The sequence below is a fragment of the Rhizobium sp. 10N427 genome (assembly GCF_056394605.1).
The window spans coordinates 346,551-366,756 of sequence record NZ_JBFTID010000002.1 but is presented as its reverse complement, the minus strand read 5'-3'; the positions used below and the strand labels follow the sequence as shown (position 1 = coordinate 366,756).

The window sequence follows — 20,206 nt, the reverse complement described above, 5'->3', positions numbered from 1 at the left end:
TACTCTGCTCAGGACCGCATGACCGCGCCGTCGCACCAATCGGCGAAGGCCGAGATGGCGTCTGCTGCGCCGGTCTCGTTCAAGGTCTCGTGCCTGAAGTCCTGATATATTTCAGTGGTGATACGGGAGAAGCCCTGGCGTTTCAAATGGCTTGAGAGCCAGAAAACGGCTTTTCCGCGCTCCGTTGCCGGATCCTGCCCGCCGCCAACGAGATGGATCGGGCGATCCTTCGGAAGACGGTCGAGTTGCTCCTTTTTCGTCGCCCGGAACGTCAGTTCGAAAACGTCGAGCCACATCGATACAGAGGCATCGAAGCCGCAGAGCGGGTCGGTGATATATTTCGCGACCTCGGCCGGATCGCGCGACAGCCAGTCGAATTCCGTTGTGTGGCCGGGAATGGACTTACCCCAGGCGGCGAAGGTCAATCGCGGCAGCATGCCGCTTGGTACATCCGAGCCCTTCAGCGCCTTTTCGGCGCGCAGGATCACCTGTGCGGCGCGGCCGGAGAGGCCAACGGCGAAATTCGAATTCCAGACGGCAACCGCATCGAATTTCTCCGGATAGGTCTGCGCGGCGTTGAGCGCGATCAGCCCGCCCATCGAATGGCCGAAGAGGATGACGGGGAGCCCCGGGTGTAGCCTCGCTGCATGATCGCGCATGGCGGCGACGTCATCGATGACGCGGGATACACCGTCGCGCCTCGCGAACTGGCCGGTCGGCGCATCCGGCGCCTTGGTCTCGCCGTGGCCGCGGTGATCGTGGGCGAAGACATGATAGCCGCGCGCGGCAATGGCCTCTGCGAAGCGCTGATAGCGTTTCGAATGCTCGGCAAGGCCGTGGCAGACGACGAGGATACCGCGTGGCGCGCCCGCGGCCATCTCGCTGTGAAAGGCGAGCGAGGCGCCTGCCACGTTAAGCCATTGTGTTTGCGAAAACATCCGATCCTCCCGGCGCGCAGAAGATCAGATCGGCCGTCAAATGCAAGCGGGCCTGCGGCGATTTGCAGGGGAAAATGCTGCGATTCAGGGTTGCGGAACGTTGCGCTTCGTGCTTACTTGTTCTTGTATTGTTCTATCTAGGGGATGGAGATGAGCAGGTTCTTTCTGCATGCGGCAATCGTGGCTTTGTCAGGCCTGTTGGCGGCTTCGGCTTTCGCACAGGAAGGGCAGGGGCGCACGCGCTTCATCCTCGCTGCAAGCTGGCAGCCGGCCTTTTGCCAGACCAACCAGAAGAAGCCGGAATGCGCCAGCCAGACGCGGGATCGTTTCGACGCGACCAATTTTACCCTCCATGGCCTCTGGCCGATGCGGCAGAATTACTGTGGCGTCTCGAAGGAGGAGCAGGCGGCCGACAAGGATGGCGACTGGCGGTCGCTGCCTGAGGTCAAGCTGACGGCGGAGAATGCGGCGGCGCTGGCAAAAGCGATGCCGGGCACGCAATCGGCGCTCGAGCGTCACGAATGGACCAAGCACGGCACCTGCACCAAGCTTTCGGCCGACGCCTATTTCGGCACGGCCGTGCGGCTGATCGGCGATCTCAATGCATCGGCGGTGCGCGAGCTGTTTGCCGCAAATGTCGGCAAGTCTGTCAGCGCCGATCAGATCAAGGCGGCCTTCGACAAGAGTTTTGGCGCTGGCGCTGCCGACCGGGTGAAGATGAGCTGCCGCCGGGCCGGCGGTGTTCGGGTTATCAGCGAGCTGACGATCGGGCTTTCCGAGGATGCGGTGGCGCCAGGCTCTGCCGATAATCTCGGCACGCTGATCCAGGGGGCGGGACGAACCTCCTTCGGATGCGACCAAGGTGTGGTCGACGCGGCCGGTTTCTGAGGCAAAGACTGCTGCAAAGCGCAAGAGAGGCCGGTTTCGGCGTTGCCCGGGAGCCGGGTTTCGCCTACATAGCGGCCACGGATTTACACGTTTGCGCGCGGAGCAGTTTAAAGATGGCACGTCAGTTCATTTATCACATGTCGGGACTCAACAAGTCTTACGGCGCCAAGAAAATTCTCGAGAACGTCAACCTGTCGTTCTACCCGGATGCCAAGATCGGTATTCTTGGCCCGAACGGCGCCGGTAAGTCGACGGTGCTGCGCATCATCGCCGGTCAGGACAAGGAATACACAGGCGAAGCCTGGCTCGCCGACGGTGCGACCGTTGGCTACCTTGAGCAGGAGCCGCATCTCGATCCGACAAAGACCGCCTTCGAGAACGTCATGATGGGCGTTGCCGACAAGACGGCGATCATCGACCGCTACAACGAGCTGATGATGAACTATTCCGACGAGACGGCGGACGAGGGCGCCAAGCTCCAGGACATCATCGACAGCCAGAACCTCTGGGATCTGGAACAGCAGGTCGAGATGGCGATGGAAGCGCTGCGCTGCCCGCCGAAGGATTCCGACGTCACCATTCTCTCGGGCGGTGAACGCCGCCGTATCGCACTCTGCCGCCTGCTCCTGTCGCAGCCGGACCTGCTGCTGCTCGACGAACCGACCAACCATCTCGACGCCGAAACCATCGCGTGGCTCGAAAAGCACCTGCGCGATTATCCGGGCGCCGTGATGATGATCACCCACGACCGCTACTTCCTCGACAACGTCACGGGCTGGATCCTCGAGCTCGACCGCGGCCGCGGTATTCCGTACGAAGGCAACTACTCTGCCTACCTGACGGCCAAGGCCAAGCGCATGCTGCAGGAAAACCGCGAAGAAGCCGGCCGCCAGAAGGCGCTGTCGCGCGAACAGGAATGGATCGCTTCCAGCCCGAAGGCCCGCCAGGCGAAGTCGAAGGCCCGTATCAAGGCCTACGAACAGCTGGTCGATGCCGCAGAAGGCATCCGTCCCGGCGATGCGCAGATCATTATCCCGGTCTCCGAGCGTCTCGGCAATGTCGTTATCGAGATGGAAGGCATCACCAAGGGCTTCGAAGGCCGCACGCTGATCAACGACCTGTCGATCAAGCTGCCGCCGGGCGGCATCGTCGGCATCATCGGTCCGAACGGCGCCGGCAAGACGACGCTGTTCAAGATGATCACCGGCCAGGAAAAGCCGGATGCCGGTTCGGTGCGCATCGGCGACACCGTGCATCTCGGCTATGTCGACCAGAGCCGCGATGCGCTGGATGGCAACAAGACGGTCTGGGAAGAAATCTCCGGCGGTGCCGAAGTCATCAAGCTCGGCAAGTTCGACATGAACTCCAGAGCCTATTGCGGCGCCTTCAACTTCAAGGGCGGAGATCAGCAGCAGAAGGTCGGCAATCTCTCGGGTGGTCAGCGCAACCGCGTTCACCTTGCCAAGATGCTGAAGGCCGGCGGCAACGTGTTGCTGCTCGACGAACCGACCAACGACCTTGATACGGAAACGCTGGGTGCGCTGGAAACGGCGCTCGAAAACTTCGCCGGCTGCGCCATCATCATCAGCCACGATCGCATGTTCCTCGACCGTCTGGCGACGCATATCCTTGCCTTCGAAGGTGACGGCCATGTCGAATGGTTCGAAGGCAACTTCGAAGACTACGAGCAGGACAAGGTCCGCCGCCTCGGCCCCGACGCCCTCAACCCGGGCAGCCAGGCCTACAAGCGCCTGACGCGCTGATATCTGCTTTTATGCCTTTGGAAAGCCCCGGTCATGGCCGGGGCTTTTGCATGTCTGCGGCGTCGTGATCTGGCCAATGAATTTCGCGATTATCTGAATTGAAGCTTGCTACCGCTACGCAAATCACATAAAGATATCTTTATATCTTGATTGGGCAGAATATGGCTGAACCGGTAAAGCTTGGATTGGATGCGATCGTGGACGTCTTGAAGGCGGCCGGCGAGCCGACCCGTCTGCGATTGCTGGCGCTCCTGGCGGCAGGCGATCTGACCGTTACCGATCTTACCGAAATTCTCGGCCAGTCCCAACCCCGCATTTCCCGTCACCTGAAGCTGCTTGGTGAGGCCGATCTCATCGATCGCTACCAGGAAGGCGCCTGGGCCTATTTCCGGCTGAAGCAGGAGGGCAAGGCGGCGGCGCTGGTGCGCGTGCTCCTGCAGCATTCCTCGGAGAACGACCCGGTCGTCCAGCGCGACGGCGAGCGCCTGTCTTCGGTCAAGCGCCAGCGCGCCGAGCGGGCACAGGCCTATTTCAGCCGCAATGCGGCTGAGTGGGACGAGCTGCGCCGCCTGCATGCCGCCGACGAAGAGGTCGATGCGGCCGTCATCAAGCTTCTCGGCAGCCAGCCGGTCTATTCGCTTCTTGATCTCGGCACCGGGACCGGCCGCATCCTGCAGCTGTTATCAGGGCTCTACCGCCGGGCAATCGGCGTCGATGCCAGCCGCGACATGCTGAGCGTGGCGCGCTCCAATCTCGACAAGTCAGGGATCAACAAGGCGTCGGTGCGCCATGCCGATATCCTGAACCTGCCGTTCGACGGGCAGGATTTCGACCTGGTGACCATCCATCAGGTGCTGCATTTCTTCGATCAGCCCGAGATCGCTATCAATGAGGCGGCGCGCATGCTGGCGCCCGGCGGGCGGCTGCTGGTCATCGATCTGGCCCCGCACGGGCTCGAATATCTCAGGGACGAGCATGCCCATGTTCGTCTCGGTTTCTCGCACCAGTCGATGTCCGACTGGCTGCGCAAGGCGGGGCTCGATGTCGAGCAGGCCGTCGATCTTCATCCGGGTCAGGCCGGCGAGCAGGGCCTCACGGTCACCATCTGGCTCGCCCGCGACCCGCGGCGCCTGATGGCATCCGAAGGCGCCGGAACAATATTGGCAGCGGAGGTTTGATTTATGACTTTGAACACTAGTGGCCGCCGCGATATCGGCATTTCCTTCGAATTCTTCCCACCCAAGTCGGAAGAGATGGAAGGTCAGCTTTGGAAGGCCGTCAGCGAGCTGCAGGACTGGAATCCGGATTTCGTTTCCGTCACCTATGGTGCGGGCGGCACGACCAAGGCACCGACGCTGACGGCCGTCACGCGGTTTCTGAACGAGACGCCGCTTGCGACCGCTTCGCATCTCACCTGCGTCGGAGCGACGAAGGAAGAAACGCATCAGGTGATCGACAATTTCCGCAAGGCGGGCGTGAAGCATTTCGTGGCGCTGCGCGGTGACGCGCCCGGCGGTGCCGGTGCGCCGTACCAGCCGCATCCGGGCGGCTATGCCAATGCATCCGAGCTGGTGGCCGGCTTGCGCGAAATCGGCGATTTCGAGATTTCCGTCTCGGCCTATCCGGAGAAGCACCCGGAGAGCAAGGATGTCACCGCCGATATCGACATGCTGAAGCGCAAGGCCGATAACGGCGCCAACCGTGCGCTGACGCAGTTCTTCTTCGACAATGACAATTTCGAACGCTACCTTGAGAAGGTGCGGGCTGCGGGCGTTTCTATGCCCATCGTTCCGGGCATCATGCCGATCCTTAATCTGACGCAGCTGAAGCGCTTTGCCGGTGCTTGCGGCACAGTCATCCCGTCGTTCCTCGACGAGCGCTTTGCCGGTCTCGACGACAAGCCGGAAGAGCGCGCCAAGGTGGCGGCGGATGTCGCAGCCGAACAGATCGAGGATCTGGTGGCCCGTGGGCTCCACGAATTCCATCTCTATACGATGAACCGTTCGCCGCTGGTCTCGGCTGTGCTCACCAATCTCGGCCTGCGCCGAGGTGAGACGAAGGCAGCAGCAGCCGGCGCTGCCGCCTGATCAGGCAGCTCTTCGAACGCAATAAAAAAGCGCATGTCAGGCGGGACATGCGCTTTTTCAATTGGCTGAACTGTTAGTTACTCAGGAGTCCGGTATTCCAGTCATAGGGTCCGTTTGCTGCTCAGATGAAGAGCATAGACAAGACGAACGCGAACGCTGCACTGACCAACAGGACATTCAAGGATCGTGTGATACCCATGTCTGCCTCCTTGCGTTAACGAGCCGATACTATGTCCGAAATGTGTCGGCTGAAAAGCGAAATCAATGTTGCATTGCAGCAACAGCCAGTAGATAACTGCTATACAACGTAACCACGGCATTGAAATCATTCGAAAAAGCGCGGTGAAATTTTATTCACACATTTTAACGGCGCGTTAAAGTCGGCGATTGGACGTTAAGGCCTGCGCCGATATCAAGGCTTCGCCGGAAGCTGCTGAAATCCTGAGCTAAAACGAAAATCGCGCCCGGCCAGAAGGACGGACGCGATGTGATTGCTTGTGAACGGCCGGTCCTGGCGACTCAGAGCGCGCCGAGAAGCCCCGGGGTTGCCCAGCCGTCGGCCGGCATGCCGAGGCGCTGCTGTTCCTTCTGGATGGCAACGCGGGTGCCGGATCCGAGGATGCCGTCGATCTCGCCGACATTGTGGCCGAGCGACTGCAGCTTGGTCTGCAACTGCTTCATCTCGTCGTTGGCAAGGCCCTGTTCCGGCGTGCCCTTCTGGTAGGGCTGGGCGCCGGAGAGGCGGGTACCGAAATAGGCTGCTGACGTCGTGTAGATGAAGGACTTGTTCCATTCGAGATAGATCTTGAAGTTCGGATAGGCGATGAATGCCGGTCCGAGGCGGCCCTGCGGCAAAACGAGATCGCCTTCGAGCTCGCCGAAGTTCGTGTTGCCGTCACGCGGCTTGACGCCGAGAGCAAACCAGTCGCCCGCCTTCATCGTGCCGCCGAGGCCCGACTTTTCCCACGGAAGGTTATCGGGAAGGGTGACTTCCTGCAGCCAGGGCTGGCCGCGCTCGAAGCCGAGATGCTGGATGAACTTGGCGGCGGTCAGGATGGCGTCGGGGCCGCTCTGCTTCAGGCGGACGTGGCCGTCGCCATCGCCGTCCATGCCATAGGCGATGATGTCGCGTGGCAGCATCTGAACCTGGCCGATTTCGCCGGCCCATGCGCCGGTGTTGGTGGCCGGGTCGAGGTCGCCGTGCTGGACCATCTCGATCAGCGCGATCAGCTGCGGACGGAAAAGTTCGGGGCGGCGGCAATCATGGGCGAGCGTCACCAGCGCGTTGCGGGTGTTGAAATCGCCCTGTACGGCGCCGAAGTCGGTTTCCATCGCCCAGAAGGCGGTGATGACGCCGGCCGGTACGCCGTAATCCTGCTCGGCCTTGGCGAACACGTCGGCATACTGCTTCATCTTCTGGCGGCCGATGTCGAGGCGCGCCTGGCTGACGGTGCGCTGCGAGAATTCGAGGAAGGTCTGCTTGAAGACGCCCTGTGCGCGGTCGCGGCTCAGAACCTTGGGGTCGATCTCGGCGCCTGCAAGCGCCTGATCGGCAGCCTCGGCGGTGGCACCGGCGGCAATCGCATCGGCTTTGACACCTGCCAGGAACTGCGCGAGATCGCCGTCGCAGGCAACAGCCGGCGCCTGCGGCGCGGCCGGAGCCGCCGGGGCAGGGGCTGCCGCCTGCTGTGCAAATACCGTGGTTGCTGAGGTGACGGCAAACAGAAGAGCAAGTGCAGAGCGGCTTGCGAGCGAGCGGTGCATGGGTTCGTCCTTATATCCGAAATATGTCCGCCGCTTTCACAGATGAATGTGACGGAAGCAAGAAAGTTCGGTGGACGTTACTAAGAATTTCTATCCTTGGAAACCGCAGCGACCCAATTGTTCCAGTTCTTCTGATTGCCTGCGAACACATTGATGTCGGTCGGCCCCTGGATGCCCGGAATGACGCCCGTCGAGGTGTATTGCCAGAAGGCCCAGCGGCGGTCGGCATAGGTGACTTCGGGGTGTTTTGCGGTGGAACGGACCCAGAAATGGTAGTCCTGGAAATAGCCCTGCAGATTCTCGCGATGGAAATCGACGGAGGTGTAGATGATCGGCCGCTTGCCGTAATAGGCTTCCAGCCGGTCCATGAACCGCTTCATCTCGGAGCGCACTGTTGCCGGATCCGGGCGAAGGCGGCAGGTCTTGGATTCGCCGTTCCATTCGACATCGAGAACCGGCGGCAGGCGCATCGCCTCCTTCGGCACATTCTGGATGAACCAGTCGGCCTGTTCGTCTGCGGAGGAACAGAAATAGTAGAAGTGATAGGGCGCATGCGGAATGCCGACGGCGCGGGCGCGCTGCCAGTATTCGCTGAAGCGCGGATCGACGCGGTCCTTGCCCTCGGTCGCCTTGATGAAGGCGAAGGACACGCCGGAGGATTTCACCGTCTGCCAGTCGATATCGCCCTGCCACTTGGAGATATCGATGCCGTGGATATCGTTCTGATGCGGGGTCTTGGCGCCGAAATCCTGCGGATCGGTGTCCTGGAAACGGCTCTTCTTTATCGAAGCGGTTTCGAGATAGTCATAGCCCGTGGAGCTGCAACCGGCGAGCATAAGTGCCAGCGGCAAAACGCAAAACAACAGCCTGCGCATGGGTATCCCGTCATGTAACGAATGATCTACTTGCCCCACAGCATGACCTTCGAAGACGAATGCAGCCGAGGAATAATCCTCTTTTCACCATATCAACGTAAAAAATCGGTTAGTTTCAAGCGAATTATGCGCGCCTGGCGGATATGACAGCCTGCCAGGCATAGCCGCCGCCGATCGTCTCAAAGGCCAATCCTGCACCGTTTTCATGGGCTTGGGCTTCCAGAACCTCGCGCAGATTGGCGCGCGGCGTGACGTGGAATTTTGTCAGCCATCCCTGGAGCAGGGCTCTGAACCAGCCGGGAAGACCCTCCTGCTGGCCGAAATCGACAATGTGCAGCTGGCCGCCGGGGTTGAGTGCGGCGATCGCAGCGTCGATGGCGCGTTCCCAATCGGGGATCATCGACAGGGCGTAGGAGATCAAGATGCGATCGAAACCGGCGGCGCCGAACTCGCGCGGGGTGAAGGCGGTGGCGTCGGCAACGCGGAAGTCGGGCAGCGTGGCTTTCGTCGCGAAAGTCTTGCGTGCGGAGATCAGCATCTCCTGCGAGATGTCGAGGCCATAGAGCCGGGCATCCGGAAAGCGCTTGTGGGCGAGCGCCAGGTTGCGGCCTGTGCCGCAGCCGACTTCGAGCAGCGTGCCACCCTTGGGTACATCGAGGCCGCGGATCGTCTTGTCGCGGCCGAGCAGATAGTATTTCCGCGTCAGATCGTAGATATGGCGCTGGTAGCGGTACATGCCGTCCATCAGGCCGGCATGTGCCTCGGAGCGATCGTCCGGAAGCGTGCGGATCTCTGTCACGCCTTCTTCCCGTAGATGTGGAAGCCGCCGTAGATCGCGGAGCGATCGAGTGCCGTCATATCGCGCGACTTGTCTTCGAAGTAGTCCCACTGATCGCGGATCGCCGGCGACAGGCGTCCCTCGATGATGCTCTTCTCCGCAGCCGTGCGGAAGATGACGCGGGCGCCGGGGCGGGCGGTGCGGCTGATCTCGGCCCAGAGGCCGTTCAGCTGCTCGTCGGTCATCCAATCCTGCGCATCGAGCAGGATATAGCGGTCGCGCGATGCGGCGGGCTCGCCAGCCAGCAGCTCGGTGAAGTTGGCATGATGAACCGTGACCCGATCGACATTGGCGCGGATCACCTCATGATGCTCCGGCTTGAGATAGGTCGGTAGCGGACCTTCGTCGCCAGCGGCGTAGCGGCGCGCGAAGGCCTGCCAGGCGAAATAGTTGTCGCGCATCGGGAAATGACAGGCGAGCTTCTCGAGACGGTGGCGCAGAACCGGCGCGATCGAATGATCGGCGGCGAGGCTTGCAAGCTCGTCATATTGCTGCGGCGGGATGCCGAGGCCGAACAGCGAGCTCTTGCGGCCGGTGATCCAGCGCACGACGGGCTTTTCGAAGAGAGGAGCGACCTGCTGATCGAAGAAGGCGCGCTGCTCTTCCAGCGACTGCGTTTTCGTCATCTGCTTCAGATCGACGCCGTGCAGGCGGGCTAGCAGATGGGCGGCGCCGATGAAGCGGCCGAGCAGGCCCGTCTCATAGATGTTGCGATCGAAGACGGTGACGCGGCGGCGGCCGAACTTGCGGCCATTCCAGTAGCTGCGCGTCGCATCATCGAGAACTGGAGAGAGGTAGTGGTCGAAGGCGCGGCTGTTCGATGCTTCGTTCGGCATGGCGAGGAAGCGAACGAGATCGGCATGACCAGGCAGATGCTTGAAGGCGGCAAGCTTCAGGCGGTTCAGCGCGATGTGATGCGGGTTCAGATCGACGACGTCGATCGAGGCCGGTGCCTTGGAAAGGTAGGCGAGCATGTTGCAGCCGCCTGAGCCGATGGTGACGATACGGTGGTGCGGCTGCAGCTCCATAGCCTGCATGTCGAGATCGGGATCTTCCCAGATCTGCGGATAGACGAGGCCGGAGAAAAGCAAGCCAAAAAGCCGCTCGGAAAGGCCCTCCTTGGAGAATGCCTTGTGGCGGAGGAGTGCGTCCTTGAGTTTCCGGTTCTTGCGGAAGCCGGCATCCGGTGCAAATTCGGTCATCTGATTCCATCACCGTTTTTAGCGTTCAGGGCGTTTAACGCGGCGCTGCTACAGTTTGATGACGCGGGCTGTGGGCAGCCGTCCGCTCGACGGCTGCGTTTGGTACAACGGCCTCGCGTGGCCGAGTGTTGGCTAATCTTGGGGGAATTGCACAAAAGGACTCGCTTTCAGCGTGTGTTCTGCTCTTCTCAGGTGGTTGGGGGATCGGTCGAAGGGGGCTTGGATGAGCAAAAAAATAGCATGCGTTGGAACAATCGGTGTGTTTTTGACATCCTGCGGTAGCTTCACGCCACCTCCACCTGAGACCGAGATAACCTTGCGGGATGCCTTACTCGACACAACCGGCAGCTTGGCCGCGATGAAAGCCGACCTCATTGCGAAGGACAGAACGCTGGGGATGTATGTGGATGACGTCACCGTCGAGTTCTACGTGAAAGGATCCCGTCAGACCGTCCTGAAACAGGAAAGCGAAGTCAACGTGACTCCGCCGGGATTCGCAAAGAGCCTGGTCATCAAACCCAGTTATACGGCGACAGCCGACGGTGAACGCCAGAACAAGATCACCATCAAATTCAAGAACAACGTGACACTGACCGCGGAGCAAAGGGCACTCATCGAGGGATGTCGTCGCGATCCAAATTGTCTCTCCGTCCTGAAGAGAATCGAGAAGAAGCAGCTGCTACCGAAATAAAGCGTCGGCTTTTGTATTTGAGTCCTTTTTTGTGATTGCGTTTCCTGCTTCTCTCCACCGGCGGAGGAAGAAAGATGCGAGTAGTTCTGCGTATCCTGAAGGTGCTTCTGGCGCTGGTGATCGTCGCGGTCATCGGCGGGGCGCTGTGGCTCTATGTTCGTCCGCCGGAACTGCTACGCGTCGGTGACGGCTATGCGGCAAAGATCGTCTGCTCGAATGTGTTCATGGCCGGGCGTGATCCGGATACCGTTCTTGCCGAGGACGTTCAGGCGCCCGGAAATCCGCTGCTGCGGTTGATCCGCGTTTCCGTCAACCGCGAGGAGGGGAAAGTATCGGCCCGCATCCTCGGCCTGTTTGCGCCGGGCCATGCGCTCTATCGCGGCGCCTTTGGCTGCACCAGCGTTCCCGATGGCGACTTCGGCGCTGCGATGAATGCCGCGCCCGAAGAGGATCTCGCTGCGCCGCCACCGAGCGACGATCTGTGGCCCGAGGGCGAGCGGGTCGCTGCCGCCAATAACGGCAAGCTTGCGCCGCTGCTTGCCGACGAGGCGCTGGCCGGTCCGGAGATGCGAGCGATCGTCGTCGTCCACAATGGCCGGATCGTCGCCGAGCGCTATGGCGACGGATTTGATGCGCGCACACCGCTGCTCGGCTGGTCGATGACCAAGACCGTCAATGCGGCGCTAGTCGGCCGGGTGATGCTGTCGGGCAAGCTCAATTTCGACGACGCCAAGCTGTTTGCCGCCTGGCATGGCGATGGGCGGGCGGCGATTACCCTTGCCGATCTGCTCGGCATGGAAAGCGGCCTGGCGTTCAACGAGGATTACGGCGCCGTCGCCGATGTGACGCGCATGCTCTATCTCGACCCCGATATGGTGACCCTGCCGGTAAATGCGGCGCTGCAAGACAAGCCCGGCCAGCGCTTCCGTTATTCGAGCGGCACGGCGGTGCTTCTGTCCCGCATCTGGATGGACAGGCTCGGTGATCCGCAGAGTGCTTTCGATTATCCGCGCGATGCGCTGTTCGGGCCGCTCGGCATGTCCAGCGCCGTGCTGGAGGTCGATGCGCGCGGCACCTTCGCCGGAAGCTCCTATCTCTACGCGACGGCGCGCGACTGGGCGCGCTTCGGGCAGTTCTTGATCCAGGATGGCGTCTGGAACGGCCAGCGGCTGTTGCCGGAAGGGTTCGTGGCGACAATGCGGACGCCGACGCAGTCGTCGGGCGGGAAATATACGCAGGCGCAGGCCTGGCTTGCGGCCCCAGGCGGCGATCTGAGCGCGGCTGCGGGGCTTCCGGGCGATACGTTCTGGCTGGAGGGGCATGACGGGCAGAGCGTGGCGATCGTGCCATCCGCCGGTCTCATCGTTGTCCGCATGGGGCTGACGCCGAGCCGGCTCGGTTACAGGCCGCAGGTGCTGGTCAAGCAGATCGTCGGGGCGCTGTCGGCGCCCTGACCATTCGGTTCACGGATGGTGAGGCTCAGTAGTTGCCCTGGGCAACGTCGTCCATGCCCTTGCGCTTGGCATCGTAATAATAGCCGCGGGCATAGAGGCGAACGGCATCGTCTTCCTTGTTGTCGGACACGAGCCAGGCGCCGCGCAGATATTTCGCGGCATATTTGATGTTGGTCTCGGCATCGAGCAGACCGGACGGCTGGCCGTCGTAGCCCATAGACTTCGCGGTGTTGTACTTGATCTGCATCAGGCCGAAATAGCCGCGCTTGTTATAGGCGCGCGGATTATAGCGGCTTTCGCGGTGAACGACGCGATGCAGCAGCGATTCCGGCATCTCGTAGAGCTTGGCGTATTTGGCGATCAGCTTGCTGACGAAGCCCTTTTCTGCGGTCGGCGCATCGTCGGCATCGTTGTCGCTGAACATTGGCGGTGCCGTCGGCGGATCCATCGGGGCCGATTCGTCGAAGGAGAAGTCCGACATCGAGCGCGGCGCGCTGGCCTGAACGGCGAGCGCTGCAAGCGCGCCGTTCTGCGGCGTCGTTGCCGCGAAGGCAAGCTGCGTCGACGGCGAGGCCGGGGTTGCCGGACGCGGCGTCGGGATCACCGACTGCATCGCGGTCATCTCTGGCGTCAGCGGAATTTCGGTCGCAACGCTGGCGCCGGCCACGGGCTGGAACGCTGCATCGGCAGGGGAAACGGCCATCGGCAGGACGGCTGCCTGCGCCGAAAGGGCAGGCGTTGCCTGTGGATTGGCGGAGGCGAATGCCATCGGGGTCTGCGGAGCGGAGCCGTCGGCAGCCGGAACGGCGGCCATCATCATCGCGTCTTCACCCGGCTTCGGCGTCGGAACGACGGTCTGCACCGCGCTCAACTCAGCCTGTGAGGTGTACTCGACGGTCGAGCATCCGGTCATGATCCCGCAGAGCATCGTCGAAACGACCAGACTGCGTTTCAGGCCGGAAAATCCGTTCGCTACCATTCTGTCACTTTCGGGAATCGCGCCGCCCAGGCAGCGTTTAAAAAGTTACTGAGAAGCTAAGCACTGATTTTTCCCATTAACCTATTCGACTGGGCGTCGCAACCCGCTGAAAATTGCGATTGCGTTCAGGCCGCGATGCGGCGGTAGCCGGCGGTGACGGCGCCGGCGGCAATCAGCAACGTTCCGCCTGTGCGGTTGACGGCGCGCTGGACGCTTGCCTTGCGGATCAGGCCGCGGGCGGCATGGGCAAGCAGGGCATAGCTGGAAGCGTTGATCGTGGCCAGCACCAGGAAGGTGAGTTCCATGATCAGCATCTGTTCGAAGAAGGGAGCGGCGGGGTTCAGGAACTGCGGGACGAAGGCGACGAAGAAGACGATGCTCTTCGGATTGAGAGCAGTCACCACATAGGCGTGAAGAAAGATCTTCAGCGACTTTTCTTCCGGCAGATTGTCGTTGTCGGCGACAGGGCCGGGGATGATCGGGGCGCGCCAGAGCTTGATGCCGAGCCAGATCAGATAGGCGCCGCCCACCCATTTCAAAACGGTAAAGAGAGTCGCGGACGCCGCGAGCAGGGCGCCGAGACCGAAGAGAGAGGCGGTCATGGCGGTGAAATCGCCGAGCGCCACGCCCGATACGGTCGCCAGTGCCGTCTTGCGGCCATGGCCGAGCGCATAGGATACGACGAGCAGGATCGTCGGCCCCGGAATGGCCAGCATAATGGCGGAAGCAGCGGCAAAAGCGAGCCAGGCTTCGAGCGACATGGAATCTCCTCCTATTCCCCAAGAAACAAGCAAAGACACCATATCAACCCTGCGTCAATCATGCGGCGCGGTATTTTTGGCCGATCTTATTCATCAGTTCGGCGAACCACTTGGTCGAGGTGTCGAAGGCCTTGCCGCCCTTGATGCGGGGGAATTCGATGGTGCGCAGCTTGCCGTTCTGGTCTTCGTCGTGGCCGGTGACGCCGGAGACCCTGTTGAGTGCGCTTTCGACCGCAAGATCGGTCATGCTCTGAATCAGGCGCAGATCGTCGACGTTGGCAGTGGCCGAGCGGGCGAAATAGCCGGACTTCTGAACGAGCGAGCGTTCGGCATTCAAAAGGCTCGCAAACTGCTTCTGGAACCAGCCGCCGACATTGATCGTGTCGATCTTCACATGGCCGAAAGCGTCACGCTTGATGGTCTCGCCGGCGGCTTCGCGCTCGGCGACGATGGCATCGAGGCAGGCGCCTTCCGAGACGAAGACGGTGGCGTGGCCGGTGCGGTCCATCACTTCCTTAAGACGGGCGGCTTCGGCCTGCAGGTCGAAGGCCATCTCGGGCAGGTAGACGGCGTCGATGCTCTTCATGCCGGCATTCATCAGCATGCCGTCGACATATTCATTGTGCTTCGTGCGGCGCAGATAGGCATCGGCGGTCGCGGCCGTCAGCCAGCCGCAGTGGCGGCCCATGACCTCGTGGATGACGAGGGTGCGCGGGGCAGCACTCTGCTCGTTGCTGACATTGTCGAAGAAATACGCGCCGACTTCGGCAGCCGTCCAGGCGCCAAGCGACTGGCGGATCGGCACGACGTCGTTATCGACGGTTTTCGGCAGGCCGACGACGGTCAGGTTATAGTTGTTGGCGGCGAGATAGGCAGCGAGATCGGCTGCCGTCGTATTGGTGTCGTCGCCGCCGATCGTGTGAAGGATGGTGATGCCGTCAGCGGCGAGCCGTTCGGCCGCGACGCGCAGCGGATTTTCGCCTTCCTTGACCAGGCCGCGCTTGACGCAGTCGGCAGCGTTGGTGAGCTTGACGCGGCTGTTGCCGATCGGCGAGCCGCCGTAGCGGTGGAGCAGCGGTGCCTTCTCGCGCATGTCCTTGGTGATCTTGATGCTGTCGCCGAGGAGTACGCCCTGATAGCCGGATTTGTAGGCGATCAGCTCGATATCGGGAGCGACATCGCTATAGCGTTCGATGAGGCCGCCGACGGCTGATGACAGACAGGGGGCGAGGCCTCCTGCGGTCAGCATTGCGACTTTCTGTTTGGCCATAATCCCTCCTAGACGGCTTCGATGCGCGATTGCACGCGCTTAGCTAATGCATGCATGCGGCAGGGAAAGAGGCCTGTAAAGTAAAGAATTGACGAAAAATCAGCGCTCCAGGCGAAGGCTCGGCGGAAGCGGCGATATAATCGGTTCAGGCGGCGAAACTGTATCGCCGAGATCTGTGGAAACTGTCTCAGACGAGACGCAAATTGCGGCATCAGATCGGCGCACAATTACCGAATTGTGAAAAGTGTTTTCAACCCTACGACTAATCGCTGCCTTGCATTAGCAACGATTATTTGGTCATGGTGTTGTCAGATATTGCGATGCGAGAAACTTCGATGTCCTTCTGGGAAAAACTGCTGAACGCCATTGGCAATACCGCGGGCAACGTGCTCTCCGCGGTTGTCGAGGCCGTGCGGACGGTTTTCGAAGGCGATCCGGAGACGCGCCGGAAGGTGGCTTTCTCTGTGGCGGTGATCGCGCTTTCCGCCAAGATGGCGAAAGCCGACGGCATCGTCAGCGAGAAGGAAGTTCAGGCTTTCCGCGACATCTTTGAATTTCCGCAGGATCAGGCGAAGAATGTCGCCCGTCTCTATAATCTGGCGCGCCAGGACGTGGCCGGTTACGAGGCCTATGCCGAGAAGCTGTCGTCGCTCTGCGTCACCTGCGCGGCCAACTGCCCGGTGCTGGAAGATGTGCTCGATGGTCTCTTCCACATCGCCAAGGCTGACGGGCTCATCCATGAGAAGGAAATGAACTTCCTTCGCCACATTGCCGAAATCTTTCAGATGAGCGAGCAGCGCTTCGAGCAGATCGCCGCCCGCCATGTGTCGATCGGCCGTGACCCCTACAAGGTTCTCGGCGTTTCCTCGGCTGACGATTTCCCGACGATCCGCCGCCGCTACCTGGCGCTGGTCAGCGAAAATCATCCTGACCGGCTGGTCTCGCGCGGTGTGCCGGAAGAGTTTCATGCTATCGCCAATGAGCGGATGGCAGCCCTCAACGACGCCTATGCGGCGATCGAAAAGGAACGCCGGGCAGCATGACCTCCTTCGAGGCCGATTACCGCAAGGCCACCGTCAAGCCGTCGCCGAACCATGGCGAACGCGCGGATGGACGCAAGCCGGATATCATTCTTCTCCATTATACGGGCATGTCGACGCCAGACTCGGCGCTCGACTGGCTCTGTCGCGAGGAAAGTCAGGTCTCATCGCATTACTTCGTGCATGAGAATGGCGACGTCGTGCAGATGGTGCCGGAGATCCGTCGCGCCTGGCATGCGGGCAAGAGCAGCTGGCACGGCCAGGACGACGTCAATTCGGCGTCGATCGGCATCGAGATCGCCAATGCCGGCCATCCCGGCGGCCTGCCCGAATTCCCGAAAGAGCAGATTGCGGCAGTGATCGAACTGTGTCGGGATTGTGGCGAACGTTGGTCCATCGTGCCCGAAAGGGTGCTTGGACATTCCGATGTGGCACCGGTTCGCAAGGTCGATCCGGGCGAGAGATTTCCCTGGGGAGAGCTGCACAAAGCAGGGGTCGGGCACTGGGTCGAACCGGCGCCGATCACCGGCGGGCGGTTCTTTCAGCGAGGCGACCGGGGGCAGCCGATCGAGGCGCTGCAATCGATGCTGTCGCTTTATGGTTACGGCACGGAAATCACGGGTGAATTCTCCGACAAGATGGCCGGTGAGTTGGAGGCTTTTCAGCGCCATTTCCGCCCTGAGCGGGTGGATGGGATAGCCGATTTCTCGACGATCGATACGCTGCATCGCCTGCTTGCCGCGCTGCCCCGCTATTCCTAAGCGGCGTGACGGTGCCTTCACCGGCGAATTTGCCGATTCACACTTGAATTGTGCAGTGCCACATCATTTCCCTATTATCTCCTCATTGCGATGGTCTAACCCCTGCCGCTGAACAGCGTCCGCCGCCTTGGGTATAGTGTAGCGGAAGGGCGCCAACTGAAACGATAAGAATTGCTGCGGCATGCAGTCATTCCTTGGCTGCGTGTTACCGTGAGACGGCGAGGCGCGCAGTCCGGCAATTCTTTGGGTCGGAGTGTCAAGACTACATGAGAAATGCGATTATTGGTGCTGCGGCATGCGTGGGCGTGCTGCTGGCAGGGTATAACTTTGCCTTCGCAGGCGAAGCAGATAATAAAACTGATAAGACTGAGACCGTTAAATTCAAGACCGTCGATCGTGGCAGCGGCTACGCCATGCCAGACTTTGCGACCAACAAATATTCGGTGCTGATCGCAAAATACGCAAAGCAGTACGATGTTCCCGTTGCGCTGGCATCCGCCGTGGTGCGGGTCGAAAGCAACTTCAATCCGAATGCCCGCGGCAGCGCAGGCGAAGTCGGCCTGATGCAGATCAAGCCGGCAACCGCACGTATGATGGGCTATGCCGGTACGAAGAAGGGTCTCTTCGATCCCGAGACCAACATCAAATACGGCATGAAGTATCTCTCCATGGCGCATGAACTCGGCGGCGGCGAAACCTGCGGCACGATCCTGAAATACAATGCCGGTCATGCCGCCAAGCGCATGAACCCGGTCTCCAAGGCCTATTGCGGCAAGGTTCTGGCGCTTCTCTAAGGGCGCCCGTAACCTGTTGATGCGGAATCCCTTTTCGCCTGCACTTCAGAAAATGATTCAACTGGCTGGCCTGAGTGTCTGACGTCGCGAAGCGAGGTGAGGCATGGCCGGGTTGAAGACGGTTCGGCCGCCTTGCCGCTCACCTCGCAGGCGGCTATCCCTATCCCCGAATTTTCTGGAATCCTATTCCGGCAGGCAGGGAAGGCAGCGATGGCAGCAGATTTCAAATATATCGTCGTCGGCCGGGGCATGATGGGTGCGGCTGCGGCCAAGCATCTTGCGATGCAGGCGGATGGTGTGGCTGTCATCGGCCCCGACGAACCGGAGAATCGCAAGGCGCATCAAGGCGTCTTTGCCAGCCATTACGACGAGGGCCGCATCACCCGCACGGTCGATCCGGACCGCGACTGGGCGCTTCTCGCCAACCGCTCGATCGCCCGTTACGCAGAGATTTCGTCCGAAAGCGGTGTGGATTTCTATACCGAAGCAGGCTGTGTTGTGGTCGCGCCGGCCGGTGGTGACTATGTCAGCGATACCAGGGCGGCGGCGGATTCGCTCAAAGTCGATGTCCAGACGCTGGATGCTGCAGCACTCGCGCAGACCTTTCCGTATTTCTCGCTGCCGCAGGGCTGCGACGGTGTCTTTCAGGCGAAGGACGCTGGCTATATCAGCCCGCGGCGGCTGGTGAAGGCGCAGTCGATCATCGCTGAAAAACGTGGTGCCACCGTGATCCGTGACTATGTCACGGCGATCCGGGAGCGGGGCGATACGGTCGCCGTAATCACCGCATCAGGCGAGACCATCACGGCCGAAAAAGTCCTGCTCGCCGCAGGCGGTTTTTCTATCAGCGAGAATCTCTTGGCCGAAACCGTTGACATGTCGGTTTACGGGCGGACGGTGACGCTGTTCGAAGTCGGCGAGGAGCAGGCAGCAGCTTTTGCCGGCATGCCGTCGCTCATTCTGGATGGGCCTGGTATCGACATCTACTTGCTGCCTCCGATCCGCTACCCTGATGGCAAGCTCTACCTGAAGATCGGTGGCGACCCTGATGATTACCAGCTGAAGACCGATGCAGAACTGCGGGCGTGGTTCCGCACCGATGGCAGGCCGCGGGCACGCGATCACCTGATGCTGATTACCAGACGTCTGATTCCCGAACTGAAGCCGCTTTCGGTCTCCACGGCCTCCTGCGTGGTGTCGAAAACATCCAGCAAGCACCCGATGATCGGCTTCACCTCGTCGCCCAATATCGCCGTCCTGACCGGTTGCGCCGGGACCTCGGCAAAGAGTTCGGACGAGATCGGTCGGCTCGGGGCGGAGCTGTTGCTGACCGGCCAGATTGCTCCCCAGGGCTATCGGACGGATTTCAAACCGGCTTTCCGGTAGCCGGTGGTGATATTTGCTGTGGCAATTCGCTGGCGGCTCCGCTAAGGGAGCGCTGCCAGTTGGCCGGGCAGCCGCGCTTTACAATGCCGAAAGGTGGTAAGGTGAGGAAAGTCCGGGCTCCACGGAAATACGGTGCCGGATAACGTCCGGCGAGGGCGACCTCAGGGAAAGTGCCACAGAAAGCAAACCGCCTGCGCTTGCGCAGGTAAGGGTGAAAGGGTGGGGTAAGAGCCCACCGCGTCTCCGGCAACGGCGATGGCAAGGTAAACCCCACCGGGAGCAAGACCGAATAGGGATGACGTGGTTGGCGCAAGCCTTCCGGCCGGTTTCCAGGTCAGTCATCCGGGTGGGTTGCGAGAGGCGGCGTGCAAACGCCGTCCCAGAGGAATGGCTGCCACGTTCCGGGTCAAACCGGAGCCATACAGAACCCGGCTTACAGGCCAACTGGCGATTACACTTTCTGTCTCTCAGCACATTCGGCGTAAAAGCCGAAGGTGTTGTTATCGCGTGATTTTCGCGGCGCGAAATCGGGCCTCCAATCTATATTTCCATTTTCTTACGGATGCTTTTCCGGGTGCCGGAAAATGCCGATCCTAACCCTTTGTTAAACTTAACAGCTTATAAATTTTCGATACTGCGCTCATCGCGAGAGGGGCGTTTCCCATTGACGCCCATATGGTCCCATGGTATCCCATAAGAGCACTGCACAAGGGCA

Annotated in this window: 18 protein-coding genes and 1 other RNA gene; 11 read left to right on the top strand and 8 right to left on the bottom strand. The window is 60.9% G+C overall.

What is annotated here, in order from left to right; all coding sequences use genetic code 11:
- Nucleotides 1-8: 8 nt before the first annotated feature.
- A complete protein-coding gene (locus tag AC1DIJ_RS06255; protein WP_112386960.1) occupies nucleotides 9-938 on the bottom strand; it encodes an alpha/beta hydrolase in 930 nt (309 codons plus the stop codon).
- Nucleotides 939-1,088: 150 nt separating this feature from the next.
- On the opposite strand from AC1DIJ_RS06255, the gene AC1DIJ_RS06250 reads away from it, so the two are divergent.
- The 4 genes from AC1DIJ_RS06250 (at nucleotide 1,089) to metF (ending at nucleotide 5,676) form a co-directional block, all read left to right on the top strand.
- Nucleotides 1,089-1,826 (top strand): ribonuclease T2 family protein, encoded by a 738-nt coding sequence (locus AC1DIJ_RS06250; protein ID WP_112386961.1) that lies wholly within the window; start codon nucleotides 1,089-1,091, stop codon nucleotides 1,824-1,826.
- Between the two features lie 113 nt (nucleotides 1,827-1,939).
- Nucleotides 1,940-3,589, top strand: a complete 1,650-nt coding sequence (ettA, locus tag AC1DIJ_RS06245) for an energy-dependent translational throttle protein EttA (protein WP_112386962.1) — start codon at nucleotides 1,940-1,942, stop codon at nucleotides 3,587-3,589.
- Nucleotides 3,590-3,750: 161 nt separating this feature from the next.
- Nucleotides 3,751-4,767, top strand: coding sequence for an ArsR/SmtB family transcription factor (locus tag AC1DIJ_RS06240; RefSeq protein ID WP_112386963.1), 1,017 nt, complete (start codon nucleotides 3,751-3,753; stop codon nucleotides 4,765-4,767).
- A 3-nt stretch (nucleotides 4,768-4,770) separates the two neighbouring features.
- Nucleotides 4,771-5,676 carry a methylenetetrahydrofolate reductase [NAD(P)H] gene (metF, locus tag AC1DIJ_RS06235; protein WP_112386964.1) on the top strand — a complete coding sequence of 302 codons (906 nt, stop codon included), beginning with the start codon at nucleotides 4,771-4,773 and terminating at the stop codon, nucleotides 5,674-5,676.
- A gap of 519 nt (nucleotides 5,677-6,195) precedes the next feature.
- Here the strand turns inward: metF and AC1DIJ_RS06230 are convergent.
- The 4 genes from AC1DIJ_RS06230 to AC1DIJ_RS06215 form a co-directional block, all read right to left on the bottom strand.
- A complete protein-coding gene (locus AC1DIJ_RS06230; protein ID WP_112386965.1) occupies nucleotides 6,196-7,440 on the bottom strand; it encodes a lytic murein transglycosylase in 1,245 nt (414 codons plus the stop codon).
- Nucleotides 7,441-7,520: 80 nt separating this feature from the next.
- A complete protein-coding gene (locus AC1DIJ_RS06225) occupies nucleotides 7,521-8,315 on the bottom strand; it encodes a glycoside hydrolase family 25 protein (RefSeq protein ID WP_112386966.1) in 795 nt (264 codons plus the stop codon).
- Between the two features lie 124 nt (nucleotides 8,316-8,439).
- The gene (locus tag AC1DIJ_RS06220) at nucleotides 8,440-9,060 is read right to left on the bottom strand and encodes a class I SAM-dependent methyltransferase (RefSeq protein WP_112387447.1); all 621 of its coding nucleotides are present in this window, start codon (nucleotides 9,058-9,060) and stop codon (nucleotides 8,440-8,442) included.
- 50 nt (nucleotides 9,061-9,110) lie between these two features.
- Entirely contained in the window at nucleotides 9,111-10,355 is a 1,245-nt protein-coding gene (locus AC1DIJ_RS06215) for a BtaA family protein (protein WP_112386967.1), read from the bottom strand.
- Between the two features lie 223 nt (nucleotides 10,356-10,578).
- On the opposite strand from AC1DIJ_RS06215, the gene AC1DIJ_RS06210 reads away from it, so the two are divergent.
- Together AC1DIJ_RS06210 and AC1DIJ_RS06205 are read left to right on the top strand one after the other, a co-directional pair.
- Complete coding sequence (locus AC1DIJ_RS06210) at nucleotides 10,579-11,046, top strand: hypothetical protein (RefSeq protein ID WP_148194312.1); 468 nt, start codon at nucleotides 10,579-10,581, stop codon at nucleotides 11,044-11,046.
- A gap of 74 nt (nucleotides 11,047-11,120) precedes the next feature.
- Entirely contained in the window at nucleotides 11,121-12,500 is a 1,380-nt protein-coding gene (locus AC1DIJ_RS06205; protein WP_112386969.1) for a serine hydrolase domain-containing protein, read from the top strand.
- Between the two features lie 25 nt (nucleotides 12,501-12,525).
- Here the strand turns inward: AC1DIJ_RS06205 and AC1DIJ_RS06200 are convergent, their stop codons facing one another.
- The 3 genes from AC1DIJ_RS06200 to AC1DIJ_RS06190 all read right to left on the bottom strand — a co-directional run bounded on the left by AC1DIJ_RS06200 (nucleotide 12,526) and on the right by AC1DIJ_RS06190 (nucleotide 15,510).
- Complete coding sequence (locus AC1DIJ_RS06200) at nucleotides 12,526-13,479, bottom strand: transglycosylase SLT domain-containing protein (protein WP_112386970.1); 954 nt, start codon at nucleotides 13,477-13,479, stop codon at nucleotides 12,526-12,528.
- A 125-nt stretch (nucleotides 13,480-13,604) separates the two neighbouring features.
- The gene (locus AC1DIJ_RS06195; RefSeq protein ID WP_112386971.1) at nucleotides 13,605-14,240 is read right to left on the bottom strand and encodes a LysE family translocator; all 636 of its coding nucleotides are present in this window, start codon (nucleotides 14,238-14,240) and stop codon (nucleotides 13,605-13,607) included.
- A 58-nt stretch (nucleotides 14,241-14,298) separates the two neighbouring features.
- On the bottom strand, nucleotides 14,299-15,510 hold the full coding sequence (locus tag AC1DIJ_RS06190; protein WP_112386972.1) for a pyrophosphate--fructose-6-phosphate 1-phosphotransferase: 1,212 nt from the start codon (nucleotides 15,508-15,510) through the stop codon (nucleotides 14,299-14,301).
- 335 nt (nucleotides 15,511-15,845) lie between these two features.
- On the opposite strand from AC1DIJ_RS06190, the gene AC1DIJ_RS06185 reads away from it, so the two are divergent.
- From AC1DIJ_RS06185 to rnpB, 5 genes are all read left to right on the top strand, one after another.
- Entirely contained in the window at nucleotides 15,846-16,553 is a 708-nt protein-coding gene (locus AC1DIJ_RS06185; protein ID WP_112386973.1) for a J domain-containing protein, read from the top strand.
- Nucleotides 16,550-17,311, top strand: a complete 762-nt coding sequence (locus tag AC1DIJ_RS06180) for an N-acetylmuramoyl-L-alanine amidase (RefSeq protein ID WP_112386974.1) — start codon at nucleotides 16,550-16,552, stop codon at nucleotides 17,309-17,311. The genes AC1DIJ_RS06185 and AC1DIJ_RS06180 overlap by 4 nt, the downstream gene beginning before the upstream one ends.
- A gap of 266 nt (nucleotides 17,312-17,577) precedes the next feature.
- A complete protein-coding gene (locus AC1DIJ_RS06175) occupies nucleotides 17,578-18,105 on the top strand; it encodes a lytic transglycosylase domain-containing protein (RefSeq protein ID WP_112386975.1) in 528 nt (175 codons plus the stop codon).
- A 210-nt stretch (nucleotides 18,106-18,315) separates the two neighbouring features.
- Complete coding sequence (locus AC1DIJ_RS06170) at nucleotides 18,316-19,491, top strand: FAD-dependent oxidoreductase (protein WP_112386976.1); 1,176 nt, start codon at nucleotides 18,316-18,318, stop codon at nucleotides 19,489-19,491.
- Between the two features lie 55 nt (nucleotides 19,492-19,546).
- An RNA gene (gene rnpB / locus AC1DIJ_RS06165) (RNase P RNA component class A) lies at nucleotides 19,547-19,943 on the top strand.
- Nucleotides 19,944-20,206: the final 263 nt, after the last annotated feature.

Bases quoted from the DNA above. Each gene is read 5' to 3' on its own strand.
- AC1DIJ_RS06255 (WP_112386960.1), bottom strand. From the start codon at position 938: ATGTTTTCGCAAACACAATGGCTTAACGTGGCAGGCGCCTCGCTCGCC.
- AC1DIJ_RS06250 (WP_112386961.1), top strand. From the start codon at position 1,089: ATGAGCAGGTTCTTTCTGCATGCGGCAATCGTGGCTTTGTCAGGCCTG.
- ettA (WP_112386962.1), top strand. From the start codon at position 1,940: ATGGCACGTCAGTTCATTTATCACATGTCGGGACTCAACAAGTCTTAC.
- AC1DIJ_RS06240 (WP_112386963.1), top strand. From the start codon at position 3,751: ATGGCTGAACCGGTAAAGCTTGGATTGGATGCGATCGTGGACGTCTTG.
- metF (WP_112386964.1), top strand. From the start codon at position 4,771: ATGACTTTGAACACTAGTGGCCGCCGCGATATCGGCATTTCCTTCGAA.
- AC1DIJ_RS06230 (WP_112386965.1), bottom strand. From the start codon at position 7,440: ATGCACCGCTCGCTCGCAAGCCGCTCTGCACTTGCTCTTCTGTTTGCC.
- AC1DIJ_RS06225 (WP_112386966.1), bottom strand. From the start codon at position 8,315: ATGCGCAGGCTGTTGTTTTGCGTTTTGCCGCTGGCACTTATGCTCGCC.
- AC1DIJ_RS06220 (WP_112387447.1), bottom strand. From the start codon at position 9,060: ATGGACGGCATGTACCGCTACCAGCGCCATATCTACGATCTGACGCGG.
- AC1DIJ_RS06215 (WP_112386967.1), bottom strand. From the start codon at position 10,355: ATGACCGAATTTGCACCGGATGCCGGCTTCCGCAAGAACCGGAAACTC.
- AC1DIJ_RS06210 (WP_148194312.1), top strand. From the start codon at position 10,579: ATGAGCAAAAAAATAGCATGCGTTGGAACAATCGGTGTGTTTTTGACA.
- AC1DIJ_RS06205 (WP_112386969.1), top strand. From the start codon at position 11,121: ATGCGAGTAGTTCTGCGTATCCTGAAGGTGCTTCTGGCGCTGGTGATC.
- AC1DIJ_RS06200 (WP_112386970.1), bottom strand. From the start codon at position 13,479: ATGGTAGCGAACGGATTTTCCGGCCTGAAACGCAGTCTGGTCGTTTCG.
- AC1DIJ_RS06195 (WP_112386971.1), bottom strand. From the start codon at position 14,240: ATGTCGCTCGAAGCCTGGCTCGCTTTTGCCGCTGCTTCCGCCATTATG.
- AC1DIJ_RS06190 (WP_112386972.1), bottom strand. From the start codon at position 15,510: ATGGCCAAACAGAAAGTCGCAATGCTGACCGCAGGAGGCCTCGCCCCC.
- AC1DIJ_RS06185 (WP_112386973.1), top strand. From the start codon at position 15,846: ATGTCCTTCTGGGAAAAACTGCTGAACGCCATTGGCAATACCGCGGGC.
- AC1DIJ_RS06180 (WP_112386974.1), top strand. From the start codon at position 16,550: ATGACCTCCTTCGAGGCCGATTACCGCAAGGCCACCGTCAAGCCGTCG.
- AC1DIJ_RS06175 (WP_112386975.1), top strand. From the start codon at position 17,578: ATGAGAAATGCGATTATTGGTGCTGCGGCATGCGTGGGCGTGCTGCTG.
- AC1DIJ_RS06170 (WP_112386976.1), top strand. From the start codon at position 18,316: ATGGCAGCAGATTTCAAATATATCGTCGTCGGCCGGGGCATGATGGGT.